Genomic DNA, 16,718 nt, shown 5'->3' with positions numbered 1-16,718 from the left:
TTTAAGAATGGAATTGAAACTGCTGCGAACCTTCCTGACGGTCACCGAGCTGTGTCATTTCAGCCGCGCGGCCGATGCGCTGCACATGAGCCAGCCGGCACTGAGCAAGCAGATCGGCGCGCTCGAGGCGAGCCTCGGCGGCAAGCTGTTCGAGCGCGGCCGGCATGGCGCGGAGCTTACCTCGTTCGGCGAGCGCTTCCTGCCCGATGCGCAGGCGCTGGTGCGCGATGCGGACGAGATTCTCGCCCGCGCGCGCGAGCTGTCGAGCGGGCAGCGCGGTCATTTGCGGCTGGGCATCTGCCTGTCGGTGCTGACGCTCGTCCCGAAGCTCGTCGCCGAGTTTCGCAGCCGGAATCCCGGCATTGCCGTCACGCTGAGCGACCTGTCGTCCGCGGAGCAGACGCGCCGGTTGCGCGCGGGCAAGCTCGATGCTGGGTTCCTGCGCCTGCCGTCGGACGAAGGGCTGTCGTCGTTCAAGGTGATCGACGAGGCGCTCGCGCTGGCGGTGCCGCCGCATCTCGGCCTGAAGCGCGTGCCGGCCGATCTCGGCACGCTCAACGAGATCGGCTTCATCGCGTTGCAGCGCGCACGCGGCCAAGGGTTGGCCGCGCAGGTCGACCGGTGGTGCGTCGAGCGCCGCTTCGTGCCGCACGTGACGCAGCAGGCCGAGGACGTGCAGTCGGTGCTCGCGTCGGTCGCGGCAGGCGCGGGCGTTGCGTTCATTCCGTCGCGTGCGCAATATCTGCTGCGCGACGCGACGGTATTGCCGCTCGACGGCAAGGACGCGAAGTGGCGCGTCGGGCTCGCCTGGCTGTCGGATCGCGACGATCCCGTCACCACACGCTTCGTGTCGTTCATGCGTGCCGCGATCAGAAATGCATGACGGACGAAGCGGTATAGTGTCCTCAGCCGGCGGCGGTCGCCCGATCGCGCGCCGGGCGCCCGAATGCAAGCCCCAGTCTCGCTCACCGACCGCAACCCATGACTTCAGAATCCGATGACTCCCCGCTCGATCCCGCACTCGTCGCGACGCTCGCGACGCTGAACGATGCCGCGAGCGATCCGACCGGCAAGACCTGGTCGCTGCCGAAGATCGCGAAACGCGCGCAACTGCCGATGAGCACGCTGCGCCGCGTGCTGACGCAGCTCGACGCCGCTGGCCTGAGCGCGACGACGTTGAACGAGGACGGCACCGGCAGCGCCGCGCTGACCGACGAAGGGCGCGCGGTGTGCGAGCAACTGTTCGGCGCGAACGACGCGCAATGAAAAACGGGCCGCTGGAAGCGGCCCGTCGTCTTGCGGTTCGACACGCGGCGTCGATGCGTTACCACCGCACCGTCACGCCGCCCATCACCGAATGATCGTAGGTCTGGTCGTTCAGCCCGCGCCGGTAGCCGATGTCGAGATCGAGCCACGGCTTCGGCGAATAGATCGCGCCCGCGATCACGAATGCGGGATTCGCGCCTGCGCCGCTTTCCGTGTTGCGCGACGTGCCGATGTCGGCCACGATCTGCAGCTTGTCGGTTGCCTTGTAGATTGCCGCGCCGGACACGGCCCAGATCGACGTCAGGTCGCCCTGGCGATTCGGCTGGTATGTCATGCCCGCATTCGCGAGGAACGAAAACCGCGCGACATCGAGCTGCGCGAGCAGCGTTGCGCCGGCGCCCACGCGGCCGGTGCCGAGCCCGCGCCGGTCGTTGCCGGTCGGTGTCGTCAGTTTCGGCTTCAGCGCGATCGACAGCGGGCCGCGCTCGACGAACCGCCATTTCATGCCGATCTCGACATCGCCGACGCCGGCGCCGTTCTCGTCGGTGCGTGTCTGCAGGTGTGTGTACGGCGCGTTCACGTAGAGATCGACGTGTTCGCCGAACCCGCGCGTGAGCGTCGCGTTCCACAGCTGGTGGCGGCCGTTTTCTTCCTGTTTCGAGGTTTCCTCGGCGTTGAATTCGAACTGCCAGTTCGCGTTGCCCTGCGTGCCCGTGTCGTCGCTGACGAGCGGATGGGTGGCGAGGGCATCGAACGGCGCGAGGAGGGCGCTCGCGGCTGCGAGCGGAAGCATTCTTTTCATGGGATCACCTGTCGTGCGTGGCGAGCCTGCCGGCCCGGGCAGGTGGCACGGGCCGGCAGGACGCCTTCAAGCGAGGAAGCTCAGAACCACTGCTTGTAGCGGCGCACGTAGATCGTCTTGACGATCTGCGCGAGCAGGATGTAGCCGACCATCGTCGCGGCGAGCCACAGCCAGAAGGTGCCCGGCAGGTGCATGAAGCCGAGCGACTCCGCGAACGGCGAGAACGGCAGCCAGCAGCCGATCGCGATCGCGGTGAACGTCGACAGCAGCACCGGCAGCGCGGCCGTGCTCTGCAGGAACGGGATCTTCTGCGTGCGCAGCAGGTGCACGACGAGCGTCTGCGATACCAGGCTCTCGATGAACCAGCCCGAGTTCATCACGATCTGGCCGCCGGTGCCGCCGTTCAGGTGATACATCGCACCTGCGCCGAACACCGTCCACATCAGGATGTACGTCGTGATGTCGAACACCGACGACGTCGGCCCGACCCACAGCATGAAGCGGCTGATGTTGCCGGCTTCCCACTTGCGCGGCTTCTTCAGGAACTCGGGATCCATCTTGTCCCACGGCAGCAGCATCTGCGACGTGTCGTAGATCAGGTTCAGCACGAGCAGCTGCGTCGCGAGCATCGGCTCCCACGGCAGGAACGCGCTGGCGACGAGCACCGAGAACACGTTGCCGAAGTTCGAGCTCGCGGTCATGTTCAGGTACTTCAGGATGTTGCCGAACGTCTCGCGGCCCTTGATCACGCCTTCCTCGAGCACCATCAGGCTCTTTTCGAGCAGGATGATGTCCGCGGTTTCCTTCGCGATGTCGGCGCCGCTGTCGACCGAGATGCCGACGTCGGCGTCGCGCAGCGCGGGCGCATCGTTGATGCCGTCGCCTAGGAAGCCGACCGTGTGGCCGTTCGCCTGCAGCGCCTTGACGATGCGCGCTTTCTGCAGCGGCGTGAGCTTCGCGAACACGGTCGTGCGTTCGACGACTTCCGCGAGCGTCGCGTCGTCGAGCGCTTCGATTTCCGTGCCGAGGATCGGCTTGCCGGGTTCGAGGCCGACCTGGCGGCACACCTTCATCGTGACGATCGGGTTGTCGCCCGTCAGCACCTTCACCGCGACGCCGTTCTCGCGCAGTGCGGCGAGCGCCGGCGCGGCCGATTCCTTCGGCGGATCGAGGAAGGTCAGGAAGCCGCGCACGACGAGATCGTGTTCGTCGGCGGTGCGGTACTGCTGGCGCTCGTCGCCGCGCGGGATCGTGCGCGTGGCGAGCACGAGCACGCGGAAGCCGTCCTCGTTGTAGGCGCTGGCCTGTTCGAGCAGCCGCTTGCGTGCGACGAAGTCGAGCGGGCGCACGCCGTCCTCATCCTGCACGTGCGTGGAGACGGCCAGCATTTCCTCGACGGCGCCCTTGCAGATCAGCAGGTGCGTGCCGCGCGTGTCCTCGACGACGACCGACAGGCGGCGTCGCACGAAGTCGAACGGCAGTTCGTCGATCTTCTTGTAGCCCTGCGGCTTCACGCGCTCGCCGATCTCGTCGGCACGCGCGACGACCGCGATGTCGATCAGGTTCTTCTGGCCGCTCTGGTGGAAGCTGTTCAGCCAGCCGAGCCGCAGGATCTCCTCGTCCTTGTAGCCCGACAGGTCGAGGTGGTGTTCGAGGATGATCTTGTCCTGCGTGAGCGTGCCGGTCTTGTCGGTGCACAGCACGTCCATCGCGCCGAAGTTCTGCACCGAGTTCAGCCGCTTGACGACGACCTTGCGGCGCGCCATCGCAACCGCGCCGCGCGCGAGGTTCGCGCTAACGATCATCGGCAGCATCTCGGGCGTGAGGCCCACGGCCACCGCGAGGGCGAACGTGAGCGCGCTCAGCCAGTCGCCCTTGGTCAGCCCGTTGATCATGAACACGATCGGCACCATCACGAACATGAACTTGATCAGCAGCCAGCTCACGCTCGCGACGCCGCGGTCGAAGCTCGTCTCGATGCGCTTGTGGCTCACGACGTTGCGCGCGAGCGAGCCGAAATAGGTGTCCTCGCCGGTCGCGACGACGACGGCCGTGGCCGTGCCGCTCACGACGTTGGTGCCCATGAAGCAGACGTTCTCGAGATCGAGCAGCGAGGCCGACGTATCGGTTGCCCCGCCGGCCGGCCGCATGTCGGCGGATTTGCCGGCAACTGCGCCAAGCGTGTCGTACTTCTCGACGGGCAGCGCCTCGCCGGTCAGCACGGCCTGGCTGATGAACAGGTCGCGCGACGCGAGCAGGCGCACGTCCGCCGGGATCATGTCGCCGGCCGACAGGTGCACGATGTCGCCGGCCACGACTTCGCGCATCGGCACTTCGCGGCGTGTCGGCTCGGACGTGTCGGTCATTGCACGCTGCACGGTGGCCGTCGTGCGCACCATCGCCTTCAGCTTCTCGGCCGCGCGCAGCGAACGGAATTCCTGCACGAAGCGCAGCAGCGCGCTGATCGTGACCATCGTCAGCAAGATCGTCATGCCCACGTAGTCGCGATCGTCGGGCGCTGCGAAGTAGACGTCGGTGCAGAAGCTGATGGCGGCCAGCACCAGCAGCACGTAGACGAACGGGTTGTGGAACGAGAGCAGCAACTGGCGGGTCCAGTGCGGCGGCTTGTCGTGCGCGATTTCGTTCGGGCCGTAGTGCTGCAGGCGATCGGCGGCCTGGTCGTAGGTGAGGCCGCGCGTGCTGGTGTTCAGCGACTTCAGCGTCTCTTCGAGTGGACGGGCCGCTTCCTGCGCGGCGCGCATGATGCGCGGGTCGTTCTGCGGGCCGGCGCCGGCCTTGATGAAGCCGCGCTGTTTCTTTTGCGATGTGTTGTGTCGTGTTGTCATGAGTCGCTCCTTGCGCACGAGGCGGCGGGCGGGGAGCGACCGTGACGTTATCGACGCACGAGCGCTCCCCGCCGCGTCGCGTCAGGCGCGATCGGCTGTGGATCGGTGAAGGCGGGAACGCTCGCCGGCGCGTGCGGTGCGGCCGGAGGGGCGATGCGCAGCGTCGCACCGGCGAGCGGTAATCGACTACTGTCGTCTGAGTTCATCTGCACTCCTGTCGGTTGCGAATAATCGGCACGGGCGATCGACAGCGACGCACGCACGAAGGCGCGCGGCCGGACGGCACGCGAACGGAAAACGCACGCGGCTGACGCTGCGCGCAACACGAACGCACGCGCGCGACGGCGCATCGCGTGCATTCGACAACAATGAAAATTCGGCGGGAGATCTGGCCGGTCAGGCCGGAAGGACGCCGCATCCTGCTTCCCGGGATGCGGCAGAAGACGAGGCTCTGCGCGTTTTCCTCAGGCAGCAGTCAAGTTGGTCAAGGACCAACTACAACTCGCATCGGTGTTCACAGAACACTCCATGTAATTAGACGGGAGCGATGGTAATGGGTCGCTGTGCGAAGCGTCAACCCTTTTGTCAGGTGTTATTTCGAGATGCGTAATCCGGCCGGTGCGCGTGCGCAGGCGAGCGCGATAGCGCGTCATGAAACAGCCGCGCGCAGGCCATGTCGGCATGCGCGCGGCTCGCGTCGAGCGAAGTGCGGGTTACCGGTTCGCCGTCGCGACGGCGGCGCCTGCATCGAGGATGCCCGAGCCTGCCGGCATCGCGGTGCACGACGTGCCGGCCGCGAGCTTCGCCGCGCGCGTGCCGCCTTGCAGCTTCTGCAGGATCTGCGCGGGCGTGAGGTTGCCGTTGACCGACAGCATCAGCGCGGCGGCGCCCGTCACCTGCGGCGTCGCGAGGCTGGTGCCGTTCGCGAGGTCATAGGTGTCGGAGCCCGGCGTCGTCGTACCGGTGTTGGACGTCGACAGGATGTTGACGCCCGGTGCGCTCAGCGCGACATCGGCGCCGAAGTTGCTGAACGATGCGCGGCGGCCCGTTGCATCGGTCGCGCCGACGGTGATCACGCCACGGCAGTTCGCGGGCTGGTCGAGCCCGGTCGACAGGCCGTCGTTGCCGGCCGCGACGACCACGGTCACGCCCTTCGCGGTCACGTCGTCGATCGCCTGCTGGAACGTCGTGCTGCACGCGCCGACACCACCGAGGCTCAGATTGATGATCTTCGCGGGGTTCGGATTGTTCGGCACGCCATTGACGGGAATGCCGGCTGCCCAGCGCATGCCGTCGGCGATGTCGCTCGTCATGCCGCCGCACTTGCCGAGCACGCGCACCGGCAGGATTCGGCTGAGCCACGACACGCCGGCGACGCCGGTGCCGTTGTTGGCGGTCGCGCCGATCACACCCATCACGCGCGTGCCGTGCCAGCTGCTGTTGCTCGGCTGGCTTGCGCAGTGATAGTACGGGCCGTTGGCGTTGTCGAGTTCCTGCTGCGTGACCCAGTCGCCCGGATCGGTGGCGTCCGGGCCGCGCGTCAAGCCGTTGTTGCTGGTGTTGACGTTGCTGATGAAGCTGTAGCCTTGCTGTATCAGATTGCCGACGAGGTCGCCGTGCGGCCGGTAGCCGGTGTCGAGCACGGCCGTGACGACGGTCGGCGAGCCCTTGGTCACGTTCCACGCGGGCGGCATGTCGATCCCGGCGGTCGGGTCGGACAGGTACCACTGCTGGCTGTAGAGCGGGTCGCTCGGCGTGTCGCGGATCTGCATCGGGTGATCCGGTTCCGCGTAGTCGACGTCCGAATCGGCTGCGAATGCCTGCGCGAGCGCGGCTGCGTCGGTGGCGGCCATGCGCTGGCCGAGCGACAGCACGGTCGCGCCGTTCGAAATCGTTCGCTCGACCTGCACGTTCACCGGCGTTTGCGTGACCGTGCTCGCGTACGCGCGTGCGCTGCCGGTCACCGGTGCCATCCAGCGCGTCATCGCGCGCTGGATCACCGCGTCGAGTCGCGAGCCGTTGTCGATGGCTGCCATCGCACGCGTGGCCGTCAGCGTTTTCAGCTTGACGATGAGGTGGTCGACCGGCGGCTCGGTCGGCGCCGTCTGCGCGGCCATCTGCACGGCGGCCTGCTGCGACGTGCACGCATTGGCGCCGGACGACGAGGGCGGCGTGGTCGGTGCGGGGGCGGGCGCAGGAGCGGGCGCCGGTGCAGGTGCCGCGTTGGAAGAAGACGGGTTGCTGCCGTCGCCGCCGCCTCCGCCGCAACCGGCGAGGGGCAGGAGGGCGGCGGCGGACAGCATGCCGGCGAGCATGCGCGCGTGTGCGGAGCGCGCCAGCGCAAAATTGAAACGCTTGGTTCTCATGGTGAAACTCGATCCTCGTAGATAACCGTCGTGCCGGCGGTGGCGCTGGTCCGGCGTAAACCGGACCTTGTTTTTGTCGGGCGCCGCAGGGCTGCTGCGACGCGCCATGCATTGGGTAACGGCTAATGAGGCGGCTTCTTGAATATGTTTTGTGTGAAAAAGATGCGAGACGCAAACGATTGCGATGCTGTCTTGCAGCATGAACGCCCGTTTGGAACGGGCGATCTGTTCATGGGGTGCAAGATTGCGGGCGCTCGACCCGGCGAAACGTGCGGCGCAGGCGCTTTTGCGCACCGCGGAAACGATTTTTCCCGGTGGAGGCCCGCGGCGGATGGCGCTTGACGCTTGCCCTGATGCGGTGCGAATTTTGTCGGGCGTAGGATCGCGATTCGTTCAACGTTTCGTCAGGAGAAAAGCATGGATCACCGCTTCCGTTGGCTCGCTGTCGCGTTTTCCTGCGCGCTGGCGGGCTCCGCGCATGCGCAGGCGCTCACCGGCACGCTGAAGAAGATCAAGGACACGGGCATCGTGTCGCTCGGCATCCGCGAGTCGTCGGTGCCGTTCTCGTATTCGGACAACCAGCAGAAGAACATCGGCTACTCGAGGGACATCGCGTCGCGCGTCATCGACGCGCTCAAGGCCGAGTTGAAGGCTCCGAACCTGACGGTGAAGGAAATCCCGATCACGTCGCAGAACCGGATTCCGCTGCTGCAGAACGGCACGATCGACTTCGAATGCGGCTCGACGACGAATACGCTCGAACGGCAGAAGCAGGCTGCGTTCTCGAACAGCATCTTTTTGTATGGCATCCGCTTCAGCACGCGCAAGGATTCGGGCGTGAAGGACTTCCCGGATCTGGCCGGCAAGACGGTCGCGACGACGGCCGGCACGTCCGACGAGCGGCTGCTGCGCAAGCTCAACGAAGAAAAAGGGATGAACATGACGATCATCAGCGCGAAGGATCACGCCGAGGCGTTCATGAATGTCACGACCGGGCGCGCGGTCGCGTTCGTGATGGACGAGCCGCTGCTGTACGGCGAGATCGCGAAGGACCGCAACCCGGGCGCGTACACGGTGGCGGGCACGCCGCTCGTCCACGAGAACTATGCGTGCATGATGCGCAAGGACGATCCGGCGTTCAAGCACGTCGTCGACGGCGTGATCGCGAAGATGCAGACATCGGGGGCGGCCGAGAAGCTCTACGATCAGTGGTTCATGCAGCCGATTCCGCCGAAGGGCGTGAGCCTCAACTATCCGCTGTCGCCGGAGATGAAGCAGCTGTTCAGGAATCCGACGGACCAGGCTCAGTATTGATTCGGCCGTCGCAATGAAAAACCGCCGGCACGTGCCGGCGGTTCGAGCGCGCCGTGCCGGGCGGCGCGAAGCGTGTCAGGCCTTGATTTCCGGGCCGTGCGCGGCGGGTGCGGCCGGTGCGGCCCGCGTTGCCGGGGCCGCCGACGGCATCGGCGGCTGCGCCGGCACGATGACGAGCACCGGTTCGGGCATGGCCCACGGCGCCATCGCGAAGCCGATGGGCTGCGGCATCGGCATTGCGAACGCATTGGCGAGCGCGATGTGCTGGAGCGCCATCATCTGCTGCTGCATCGCGACCATCTGCGCCTGGGCCGCCTGCATCCGGTACTGCACGGCCTGCATTTGCCGCAACGCTGCCGCGGGCGGCAGGCCGCCCGACGACGACGTCTGCATCTCGAAGCTCGCGCCGTCTTGCGGGCTGTGCCAGCTCCACGTACTGACCTTCATCGGGCCGACGGCCGTCTGGACGACGCGCGTTTCGGCTTTCACGGGCACGGCCTGCCCGGCGAGGGCGAACACGGGCGCCAGCGCCAGCGCGCTCGCCGCCATATACGAACGGAATCGCATCTTCGTATCTCCATCAAACGAGACTGATCGAATCAACAATGACGTGCGGCTCACGGAGTGAGCCATCCGAGACAATGCGGCCGTCGGCTTAAATCAACATTAAAACCGCCGCCGGCCGGCCCGGTCAGCGCATGTCGGGACGCTCCGCAATCGGCATTCAACCTCGCCCATGCCAGGGGAATCCTGTCGCCCGATGCAACAACAGGCACAATACGGAATTCGCCGCGACACGCACGCGTGTTCGACATTCGAACATTGACGCTGCGGCACTGCTGCCCGATCTCCTTCCCCGTCGTCATGAACGCCACGCTCACTCCCGCGCGCGAGTCGAATTCGCCGCGTTTCCTGCTGTTCCTGATCTGCCTGTTCGCGTCCGCCGGCCAGCTCGCGATCGACATCTACGTGCCCGCGCTGCCCGACATGGCACGTTCGTTCGCCACCACGCCGCAGGCGATCCAGTCGAGCGTGTCCGGCTACATGGCGGCCTACGCACTCGGCCAGCTGATTTTCGGGCCGGTCGCCGACGCCTACGGGCGCAAGCGCGTGCTCGCGTTCGGGCTTGTGATCTACACGATCGGCTGCCTGCTGTCGCTCGGCGCGCAGAACCTGGAGACGTTCGTGCTGGCACGCTGCCTGCAGGGCTTCGGAATCGCGACCACCAACCTGCTCGCGAAGGCGATCATCACCGATTCGTTCGCCGGCCAGGCGCTGATGCACGCGTTTACGTACATGTCGATCGCGTGGGGGCTCGCGCCGATCGTCGCACCGGTGATCGGTGCGCACCTGCAGGAATGGTTCGGTTGGCGCGCATGCCTCGTGTTCCTGCTCGTGTACTCGCTGGTGATGTGGGCGCTGCTGTGGCGATACCGCGAAACCTTACCGAAACCCGTGCATCTCGAGCCGCGCACGCTGATGACGAACGCGGGCAAGGTGCTGGCGAGCCCGGTGTTCCAGAGCTGCTTCCTCGCACAGGGGCTGTGCTACAGCATCCTGCTCGTGTTCAACATCGTCGGGCCGTTCATGGTGCAGACCACGCTGCACAAGCCGCCAACCTTCTTCGGCTATCTCGCGCTCGGGATCGGGCTGATGTATTTCCTCGGCGGCCTGTCGAACCGGATTCACCGGCCCGGGCTGCCGAGCGCCGAGCAACGGCTGCGCATCGGCGCGCGCGTGATGGCAGGCGCGTCGGTCGCGATGCTGGTGCTGGCGCTGACCGTCGGGCTGCGCGTATGGACGCTTGCGACGCCGGTGCTCGTGATGGGCTTCTGCGCGGGCGCGATGTATCCGACGCTGATGGCCAAGGGCAATTCGCTGTTTCCGCATATCGCCGGCCTGACGAGCGCGATCCTCGGATGCGCGCTGCTGCTCGTGTCGTCCGCGATGATGGGGCTGGCCGGTTTCGTGTCGATTCACGTGCTGACGCCGCTCGCGGTGTTCTTCGTCGCGCTGTCGTGCATCGTCGTGTGGATGGTCACCAAGCTGCTGCGGTACCTGTCGCAGCAGCAGGCCCAGGCCGCGCCAGTCGCGTGTGGGCGCGGGGAGGCGGCATAAGTGCCGGCTGTCGACCGACCCATGAACCCGATTCTGCTGAATCGCGTCGCCCGAACCGATGCCGCCGACCTGATCGCCGCCAACCGCGCGAGCCGCAGCCACCATCTGCCGTGGGTCGACTCGTTCACCGACCAGGCGGGATTCGACCAGTGGTTCGGCCGCTGCCTGACGGGGCCGAACGTCGGCCTCGTCGCGCGCGAACGCACGTCCGGAGCGGTGGTCGGCGTGGTGAACCTCAACGAGATCGTCGGCGGCGTGTTCCAGAGCGCGTATCTCGGGTACTACGGCATGGCGGCGTTCAGCCGCACGGGGCTGATGACCGAAGCCACGCGCGCGGCGATCGGCGTCGCGTTCGGTGAACTCGGGCTGCATCGGCTCGAAGCGAACATCCAGCCTGGCAACCACGCGTCGATTGCGCTGGTTCGGCGGCTCGGTTTCACGAAAGAGGGGTTTTCGCCGCGCTATCTGCGCATCGGCGGCGAATGGCGCGACCACGAACGGTGGGCGCTGCTGGCCGACGGCGAGCCCCAAGCGCGCACCTGACGCCCGATATCGGGCGATCTTCTTCCCGCCACCGGCCCCTTATAGCGGATGCGCCGCGCCGGCCTGCGTCAGCAGCGAGACGGCCACCGGATCCGGCATCCCGTTCGAGTCGATTGCACCGGCTTTCGCGAGTGCGACGAGATCGCTGTCGACACCCGGTTGCCCGACGGTGAACGACGTGGTCAGGAACGCCGGCGTCGCGAACGCCACCGAATAGCGCTGCTGCAGGTTCGTCACCACGGCCGATTGCGCGGCCTGTACGGTGTTCGCGCTGTTCATCGCCTGCTGATAGCGCGAATTCCCCTGGAAATTGCCGATCAACGTGGCCGTGTTCGTGCCGAGCTGGGCGGCGAGATAGACCAGCATCAGCTCGGTCTCGGGCGTCGTATTGAACGTGCCGCCTGCATACGCGAGCGAATGCAGGGTCGTGCCGCCCGACGTCACGGTGATCACGCACGGCAGCGCGGCATTGACCGTCACGCGGTAGTTGCCGCCGCCATCCGTCAGCGTGGTCGCCGAACCCGTCACGCAGCTGACCGTCACCTGCGCACTGGCGAGCGCGTCGCCCGTCGCGGCCGTACCCGAGATTGCGACCGTCTGCGTGTTGTTGTTGAAGCAGGCATCCACGCCGAAGCAGGCATCGCCGTTGCACGCCTGAAGCGTCGCGAGGGTGGCGAGGCAGAGCGTGCCCAGCGCGGGGCGGATGAAACGGCCGGGGTGAATGTCCATGGTCGCGGGCCTTGAGGAGAGTGGGGCAACCGGTGGGCGCCGGAGAGACGGTGCCGTTCATATTCTATGTCTCGAATCGGGGGGCTGCTTGCCCGGTTGGCCCGGTTGTGGTCGGGGGCAGCCTGCCGCCGAGCGTGTCATGCGCGACACGGCTTTGTCGGCATCGCGGCGATACGACGGCATACTGAAATGACGAGGTCCGGGAGCCGACCGGAAACCTTTCAGTTCCCTTCGCAATTGGTTATGCTGCGGGACGATTAAAAACGACGAGAGAACGCGTCGCTTCCGATGGAGCCGGCGCGCCGTTTCCGACATGAACTTGAAACGACAGACGGGCCGGCCGGGCCTGCCGGGTGGCGAGGGCGATCCGGCAGCGTGGGCAGGCACGACCCGAAACGGCATTCCGCACACACGCAGCACGAAGGGTGGGGCTCGCAGGCCCGGCTTCCGGAAGGCCGCGGCCTTGCTGGCGGGCGCGGTCGTGTTGTTCGGTGGCGCGGCCATTGCAGCGCCAACCGAGGACGGCAGCACTGCCGTCGCTGTTTCGTCGGCCGCCACACCCTTCACCCCGGCCCAGTCGGCCTGCTCGCACGTGGCCGCCGCAGCGGCCTATCCGGTCGCCGCAAAACCCGAAGTCGCACCGCCGCTGAAAGGCCGCGTGACGGACACCACGGGCGTGCTGAGCGCCGCCTGCACATCCGAGTTGACCGACCGCCTCGCTGCGGTCGAACAACGGCTCGGCGTGCAGATCGCGATCCTGCTGGTCGGGTCGACCGGGCAATCGACGATCGAACAGTTTGCGACCACCGTATTCGACCAGTGGAAGCTCGGCAAGGCCGAGGTCAACAACGGCCTGCTGCTCGTCGCCGCGCTCAACGACCATACGGTGCGGATCGAAGTCGGCTACGGGCTCGAAGGCACGATTCCGGACATCGTCGCGGGCCGGATCATCCGTGAGCGGATCGTGCCGGCATTCCGCGAGAACCGCATTGAAAGCGGCATCAGCGATGCAGTGGACGCGCTGGCACGCGAAATGATGCCGGCGGACGTCGCCACGCCGGAGCAGGCGGCACCCGCGACGGCGCCTGGCGGGCGCGACGACGCATACGAAACGGTCACGGCGGCCACGACGGATGCCACGAACGCACCGTCCCGTGACGCACGGACCGGCGGCGAGCAGTACCAGCCGAACGGCCTGCCGGTGCGGAAACATGCGAATACGGGCGGCGTGCGGTTCTGGTTCCTGCTTGGGGTGGCCAACGTCGTGCTGGGCGTGGTCGCGCAGTGGCGGCAACTGCGCCGCCGGGTGGCGCTGCTGGCGGCGTGGCTCGTGGCGGCCGTCGTGCCGATCGTGATGCTGCCGGTCGGCGCGATCTTCAACGGCGATCTCGAAGCCATGCTGGTCGCCGCGTTGTTCGTCCCGGCGGCGGCCGGTGTCGCGCCGTGCCTGCTCGGCATCAACCTGTTCCTGTCGGCGCGCGTGCGCAAATACACGGCGATCGTGGGCGGGACGCTGTTCATGATCATCGCGATCGGGCGCGAGATGGACTATTCGGTCGGGGAAGTGTTGTCCGGCATCTTCAGTGTGCTGTGTGTGCTCGCCGTGATCTGGGCAAAGTTGATGGGCATCGGCTCGTCTTCGTCGTCTTCCTCGTCCGGCTCCCGGTCGAACTCGAGCTCGAGCGCCGATTCGTTCCGCGGCGATGGCGGTTCGAGCGGTGGCGGCGGTGCATCGGGCCGCTGGTAGCCACCGCGCGCAGGGTCTCTGCTCACTCGCTTCTTTTCACCTGCCGCTCCATCCGGAGCGCTCAACCGGAAACTTCCACCATGAAATGGTTTCGAATCCTGCTCGTGTGCTGCGTGCTGGCTCCGCTCGCGGGGTGCGGCTATAACGCGATCCAGTCGTCGGACGAGAACGTCAATGCCGCGTGGTCCGAAGTGCTGAACCAGTACCAGCGCCGCGCCGACCTCGTGCCGAACCTCGCCGCGTCGGTGAAGGGCTACGCGTCGCACGAGGAACGCGTGCTGACCGAGGTGGCGTCGGCCCGTGCGCGCGTGGGCAGTGTGCAGATGACGCCGGAGATGGCAAAGGATCCGGCCGCGCTCGCGGCGTTCGACCAGCGGCAGGGCGAGCTGTCGGGTGCGCTGAGCCGGCTGATGGTGGTGTCCGAGCGCTACCCGGAGTTGAAGGCGAACGAAGCGTTCCGCGACCTGCAGACCCAGCTCGAAGGCACCGAAAACCGCATCGCGGTTGCGCGCGGCCGCTATATCAAGACGGTGCAGCACTACAACGTTCAGATCCGCCAGTTCCCGGGCGTCGTGATCGCGAAGATCTTCGGCTACCAGCCGCGCCCGAACTTCGGCGTCGCGAACGAGGCGGCGATCTCGACCGCGCCGGCACTCGACTTCTCCGCGCAACCGCAGTCGCCGAAGGCGAACGCGGCCGGCGAGTAAAGCCGGCTCACCCACTCACGCGCTCAGGGCTTGCGCGCGGCCGCCTTCGCGAATGCGCCGCGTACCTCGAAGCTGATTGCATCGGCCACATTGCCGCGCGCATCGACGAGTTCGAGCCGGTGCCGGCCCGGCCACGGCATCCACGCGACGCGATCGGCATGCCCGATCACCTTGTCGTCGAGCCGCCACGCGAATTTCGTGGCGCGCCCGGCCGAACGCTCGAACCAGATCCGCTGGTTCTTCGGCGGAATGTCCGGGTCGATCGCGAAGATCGTGCCGTCGGTCGGCGTGCCGATCGTCAACGGCGCGCGCGCGCCGTCCTTGCCCGGCGTGACGGGGGCGGCGAGCCGGATCGTGTCGACCGCCGTTCCCGCGATGAACCACTCGTTGCGCGACGGTTCGATATCGCGTTCGAACGTGATGCGGCGCGTCTCGACGCCGGCCGGCGCGCGCGGCGCACGGCTCGGCTGGTCGCGGTGCAGGTAGCCGACGACCGCCGACCACACCGGCGACGCACCCGTGACGCCCGACACGTCCCACATCGGCGAACCGTCCGCATTGCCGACCCACACGCCGACCGTATAGCGCGACGTGAAGCCGACGGTCCAGTTGTCGCGCATGTCCTTGCTGGTGCCGGTCTTGACCGCCGAGAAGAAGCGCGTCGCGAGCGGATTGTCGAAGCCGAACGTGCGCACCCGTGCGTTGTTGTCGGACAGGATGTCGGTCACGACGAAGCTGGCCGCCTCGCTGAACACGCGCGTGCCGTCGGCTGCGCGGGCGGGTGACGCGGCCGATGCGCCGGCCGCACCGGACGCCGGCGCCGGCACGTCGATGACCTTGCGCGCGACACCGCCGTTCGCAAGCGCGCGGTACGCGTTGGTCAGCGACAGCAGCGTGACGTCCGCACTGCCGAGCGCGAGACTGAAGCCGTAGTAGTCGCCTTCCTGCGCGAGCGGCAGGCCGAGCGCGGTCAGCGTGCGCGCGAAGCGGTGCGGCGTGACGAGCACGAGCGTGCGCACGGCGGGCACGTTCAGCGAACCGCCGAGCGCGCTGCGCACGCTCACCCAGCCCTTGAAATCCTTGTCGTAGTTCTGCGGAATGTACAGGCCGCCGCCGGCGGCGAGGTTGATCGGCGCATCGTCGAGCAGCGACGCGGCCGTCAGCCGTTTCTCGTCGATCGCCTGCGCATACAGGAACGGCTTGAGCGTCGAGCCGGCCTGGCGCGGCGCGAGCACGGCATCGACGTCGCGCGCGCCCGACAGCGCGCCGGACGAGCCGACCCACGCGCGAATCTCGCCGGTCGCGTTGTCGATCACGACGACCGCGCCGTCCTGCACGTTGCGCCGGTGAGCAGGCGCGTTGAGTTCGGTCAGCGCGCGCACCAGCGTGTCGCGCGCGAAGCGCTGCAGCGGCGCATCGAGGGTCGTGCGTATCTGCGCGCCGGCCGTTGGTCGCACCTCGGCCGCGATGCGTCGCGCGAAGTGCGGGGCGAGGGCGGCGCCGTCGTCGCGCGCGGCGCTGGCCGGGCGCGCGATGACGAGCTGCACGTAGCCGTCGAGCGACGCGCAGGCCGGCTCGGCATGCATGTCGCGCAGGATCCGGCATGCGCGCTCGGCGACTTTCGCGGGCGTTGCATTGGGCGCGCGCACGAGCGCGGCGGCGATCGCGGCTTCGCGTGCATCGAGGCCCGACGGCGCCTTGCCGAACAGCACCTGCGACAACGCGGCGAGGCCGATCGTCTCGCCGCGGAACGGCACGAGGTTCAGGTAGGCCTCGAGCACCTGGTCCTTGCGCCAGCCGCGCTCGAGCAGCAGCGCGTTGACCGCCTGCGACGCCTTCTGCGGCAGCGAGCGCTGGCCCGACCGGCGCGGCGAATCGCTGAGCAGCCCGGCGAGCTGCATCGTGACGGTCGACGCGCCGCGCGTGCGCTCGTTCCACAGGTTGCCCCAGGCGGCGCCGGCGATGCCGCGCCAGTCGACGCCGCTGTGTTCATAAAAGCGCTTGTCTTCGGACACGACGATCGCCTCGCGAAACGCGGGCGACACGTCGGCGAGCGACACCCAGTCGCCGCGCCGTTCGGTGAGGTCGACGCGCGTGCGCTGCAGCGGCGTGCCGTCGCGCGCGAGCAGCACCCAGTCGGAGCTGCGCCAGTTGCGGCGCACTTCGTCGTAGCTCGGCAGCGCATGCGCGACGAGCGGCGCGGCCAGCACGATGGCAACGAATACGCGGCCGGCGAAACCCGCCGGCCGCGGCAATACCGGATCGATCATCAAGGCCTCG

At 67.4% G+C, this 16,718-nt stretch carries 13 protein-coding genes; 7 read left to right on the top strand and 6 right to left on the bottom strand.

Annotated features, from left to right (window positions below):
* Window positions 1-7 precede the first annotated feature (7 nt).
* Together CFB50_RS27420 and CFB50_RS27415 are read left to right on the top strand one after the other, a co-directional pair.
* Window positions 8-883 (top strand): LysR family transcriptional regulator, encoded by an 876-nt coding sequence (locus tag CFB50_RS27420; protein WP_089447872.1) that lies wholly within the window; start codon window positions 8-10, stop codon window positions 881-883.
* Between the two features lie 98 nt (window positions 884-981).
* Window positions 982-1,266: a transcriptional regulator gene (locus CFB50_RS27415; protein WP_089447871.1), complete on the top strand. Its 285-nt coding sequence runs from the start codon at window positions 982-984 to the stop codon at window positions 1,264-1,266.
* Between the two features lie 58 nt (window positions 1,267-1,324).
* Here CFB50_RS27415 and CFB50_RS27410 read toward each other — a convergent pair whose 3' ends face one another.
* From CFB50_RS27410 to CFB50_RS27390, 3 genes are all read right to left on the bottom strand, one after another.
* Window positions 1,325-2,068 carry a transporter gene (locus CFB50_RS27410; protein ID WP_089447870.1) on the bottom strand — a complete coding sequence of 248 codons (744 nt, stop codon included), beginning with the start codon at window positions 2,066-2,068 and terminating at the stop codon, window positions 1,325-1,327.
* An 80-nt stretch (window positions 2,069-2,148) separates the two neighbouring features.
* Window positions 2,149-4,914, bottom strand: a complete 2,766-nt coding sequence (mgtA, locus tag CFB50_RS27405) for a magnesium-translocating P-type ATPase (protein ID WP_089447869.1) — start codon at window positions 4,912-4,914, stop codon at window positions 2,149-2,151.
* Between the two features lie 713 nt (window positions 4,915-5,627).
* Window positions 5,628-7,280, bottom strand: a complete 1,653-nt coding sequence (locus tag CFB50_RS27390; protein ID WP_089447866.1) for a S8 family peptidase — start codon at window positions 7,278-7,280, stop codon at window positions 5,628-5,630.
* 417 nt (window positions 7,281-7,697) lie between these two features.
* On the opposite strand from CFB50_RS27390, the gene CFB50_RS27385 reads away from it, so the two are divergent.
* On the top strand, window positions 7,698-8,594 hold the full coding sequence (locus tag CFB50_RS27385; protein ID WP_089447865.1) for a glutamate/aspartate ABC transporter substrate-binding protein: 897 nt from the start codon (window positions 7,698-7,700) through the stop codon (window positions 8,592-8,594).
* A 75-nt stretch (window positions 8,595-8,669) separates the two neighbouring features.
* On the opposite strand, the gene CFB50_RS27380 is transcribed toward CFB50_RS27385, so the two are convergent.
* Window positions 8,670-9,161, bottom strand: coding sequence for a hypothetical protein (locus tag CFB50_RS27380; RefSeq protein ID WP_089447864.1), 492 nt, complete (start codon window positions 9,159-9,161; stop codon window positions 8,670-8,672).
* Between the two features lie 297 nt (window positions 9,162-9,458).
* Here CFB50_RS27380 and CFB50_RS27370 point away from each other — a divergent pair, with 297 nt between their 5' ends.
* Window positions 9,459-10,712 (top strand): multidrug effflux MFS transporter, encoded by a 1,254-nt coding sequence (locus CFB50_RS27370; protein WP_069252961.1) that lies wholly within the window; start codon window positions 9,459-9,461, stop codon window positions 10,710-10,712.
* Window positions 10,713-10,733: 21 nt separating this feature from the next.
* On the top strand, window positions 10,734-11,255 hold the full coding sequence (locus tag CFB50_RS27365; RefSeq protein ID WP_089447863.1) for a GNAT family N-acetyltransferase: 522 nt from the start codon (window positions 10,734-10,736) through the stop codon (window positions 11,253-11,255).
* Window positions 11,256-11,294: 39 nt separating this feature from the next.
* Here the strand turns inward: CFB50_RS27365 and CFB50_RS27360 are convergent, their stop codons facing one another.
* Window positions 11,295-11,984: a hypothetical protein gene (locus CFB50_RS27360; RefSeq protein ID WP_089447862.1), complete on the bottom strand. Its 690-nt coding sequence runs from the start codon at window positions 11,982-11,984 to the stop codon at window positions 11,295-11,297.
* A gap of 313 nt (window positions 11,985-12,297) precedes the next feature.
* On the opposite strand from CFB50_RS27360, the gene CFB50_RS27355 reads away from it, so the two are divergent.
* Entirely contained in the window at window positions 12,298-13,731 is a 1,434-nt protein-coding gene (locus tag CFB50_RS27355; RefSeq protein ID WP_089447861.1) for a TPM domain-containing protein, read from the top strand.
* 80 nt (window positions 13,732-13,811) lie between these two features.
* Entirely contained in the window at window positions 13,812-14,438 is a 627-nt protein-coding gene (locus CFB50_RS27350; protein WP_089447860.1) for a LemA family protein, read from the top strand.
* A gap of 23 nt (window positions 14,439-14,461) precedes the next feature.
* Here CFB50_RS27350 and pbpC read toward each other — a convergent pair whose 3' ends face one another.
* Window positions 14,462-16,708 (bottom strand): penicillin-binding protein 1C, encoded by a 2,247-nt coding sequence (gene pbpC, locus CFB50_RS27345; protein WP_089447859.1) that lies wholly within the window; start codon window positions 16,706-16,708, stop codon window positions 14,462-14,464.
* Window positions 16,709-16,718: the final 10 nt, after the last annotated feature.

The organism is Burkholderia sp. AU33423, assembly GCF_002223135.1.
In the GTDB taxonomy this organism is placed as follows: domain Bacteria; phylum Pseudomonadota; class Gammaproteobacteria; order Burkholderiales; family Burkholderiaceae; genus Burkholderia; species Burkholderia lata_D.
The sequence above is the reverse complement of the archived record's forward strand: the minus strand, read 5'-3'. Positions and strand labels throughout refer to the sequence as shown.

Bases quoted from the DNA above. Each gene is read 5' to 3' on its own strand.
- CFB50_RS27420 (WP_089447872.1), top strand. From the start codon at position 8: ATGGAATTGAAACTGCTGCGAACCTTCCTGACGGTCACCGAGCTGTGT.
- CFB50_RS27415 (WP_089447871.1), top strand. From the start codon at position 982: ATGACTTCAGAATCCGATGACTCCCCGCTCGATCCCGCACTCGTCGCG.
- CFB50_RS27410 (WP_089447870.1), bottom strand. From the start codon at position 2,068: ATGAAAAGAATGCTTCCGCTCGCAGCCGCGAGCGCCCTCCTCGCGCCG.
- mgtA (WP_089447869.1), bottom strand. From the start codon at position 4,914: ATGACAACACGACACAACACATCGCAAAAGAAACAGCGCGGCTTCATC.
- CFB50_RS27390 (WP_089447866.1), bottom strand. From the start codon at position 7,280: ATGAGAACCAAGCGTTTCAATTTTGCGCTGGCGCGCTCCGCACACGCG.
- CFB50_RS27385 (WP_089447865.1), top strand. From the start codon at position 7,698: ATGGATCACCGCTTCCGTTGGCTCGCTGTCGCGTTTTCCTGCGCGCTG.
- CFB50_RS27380 (WP_089447864.1), bottom strand. From the start codon at position 9,161: ATGCGATTCCGTTCGTATATGGCGGCGAGCGCGCTGGCGCTGGCGCCC.
- CFB50_RS27370 (WP_069252961.1), top strand. From the start codon at position 9,459: ATGAACGCCACGCTCACTCCCGCGCGCGAGTCGAATTCGCCGCGTTTC.
- CFB50_RS27365 (WP_089447863.1), top strand. From the start codon at position 10,734: ATGAACCCGATTCTGCTGAATCGCGTCGCCCGAACCGATGCCGCCGAC.
- CFB50_RS27360 (WP_089447862.1), bottom strand. From the start codon at position 11,984: ATGGACATTCACCCCGGCCGTTTCATCCGCCCCGCGCTGGGCACGCTC.
- CFB50_RS27355 (WP_089447861.1), top strand. From the start codon at position 12,298: ATGAACTTGAAACGACAGACGGGCCGGCCGGGCCTGCCGGGTGGCGAG.
- CFB50_RS27350 (WP_089447860.1), top strand. From the start codon at position 13,812: ATGAAATGGTTTCGAATCCTGCTCGTGTGCTGCGTGCTGGCTCCGCTC.
- pbpC (WP_089447859.1), bottom strand. From the start codon at position 16,708: ATGATCGATCCGGTATTGCCGCGGCCGGCGGGTTTCGCCGGCCGCGTA.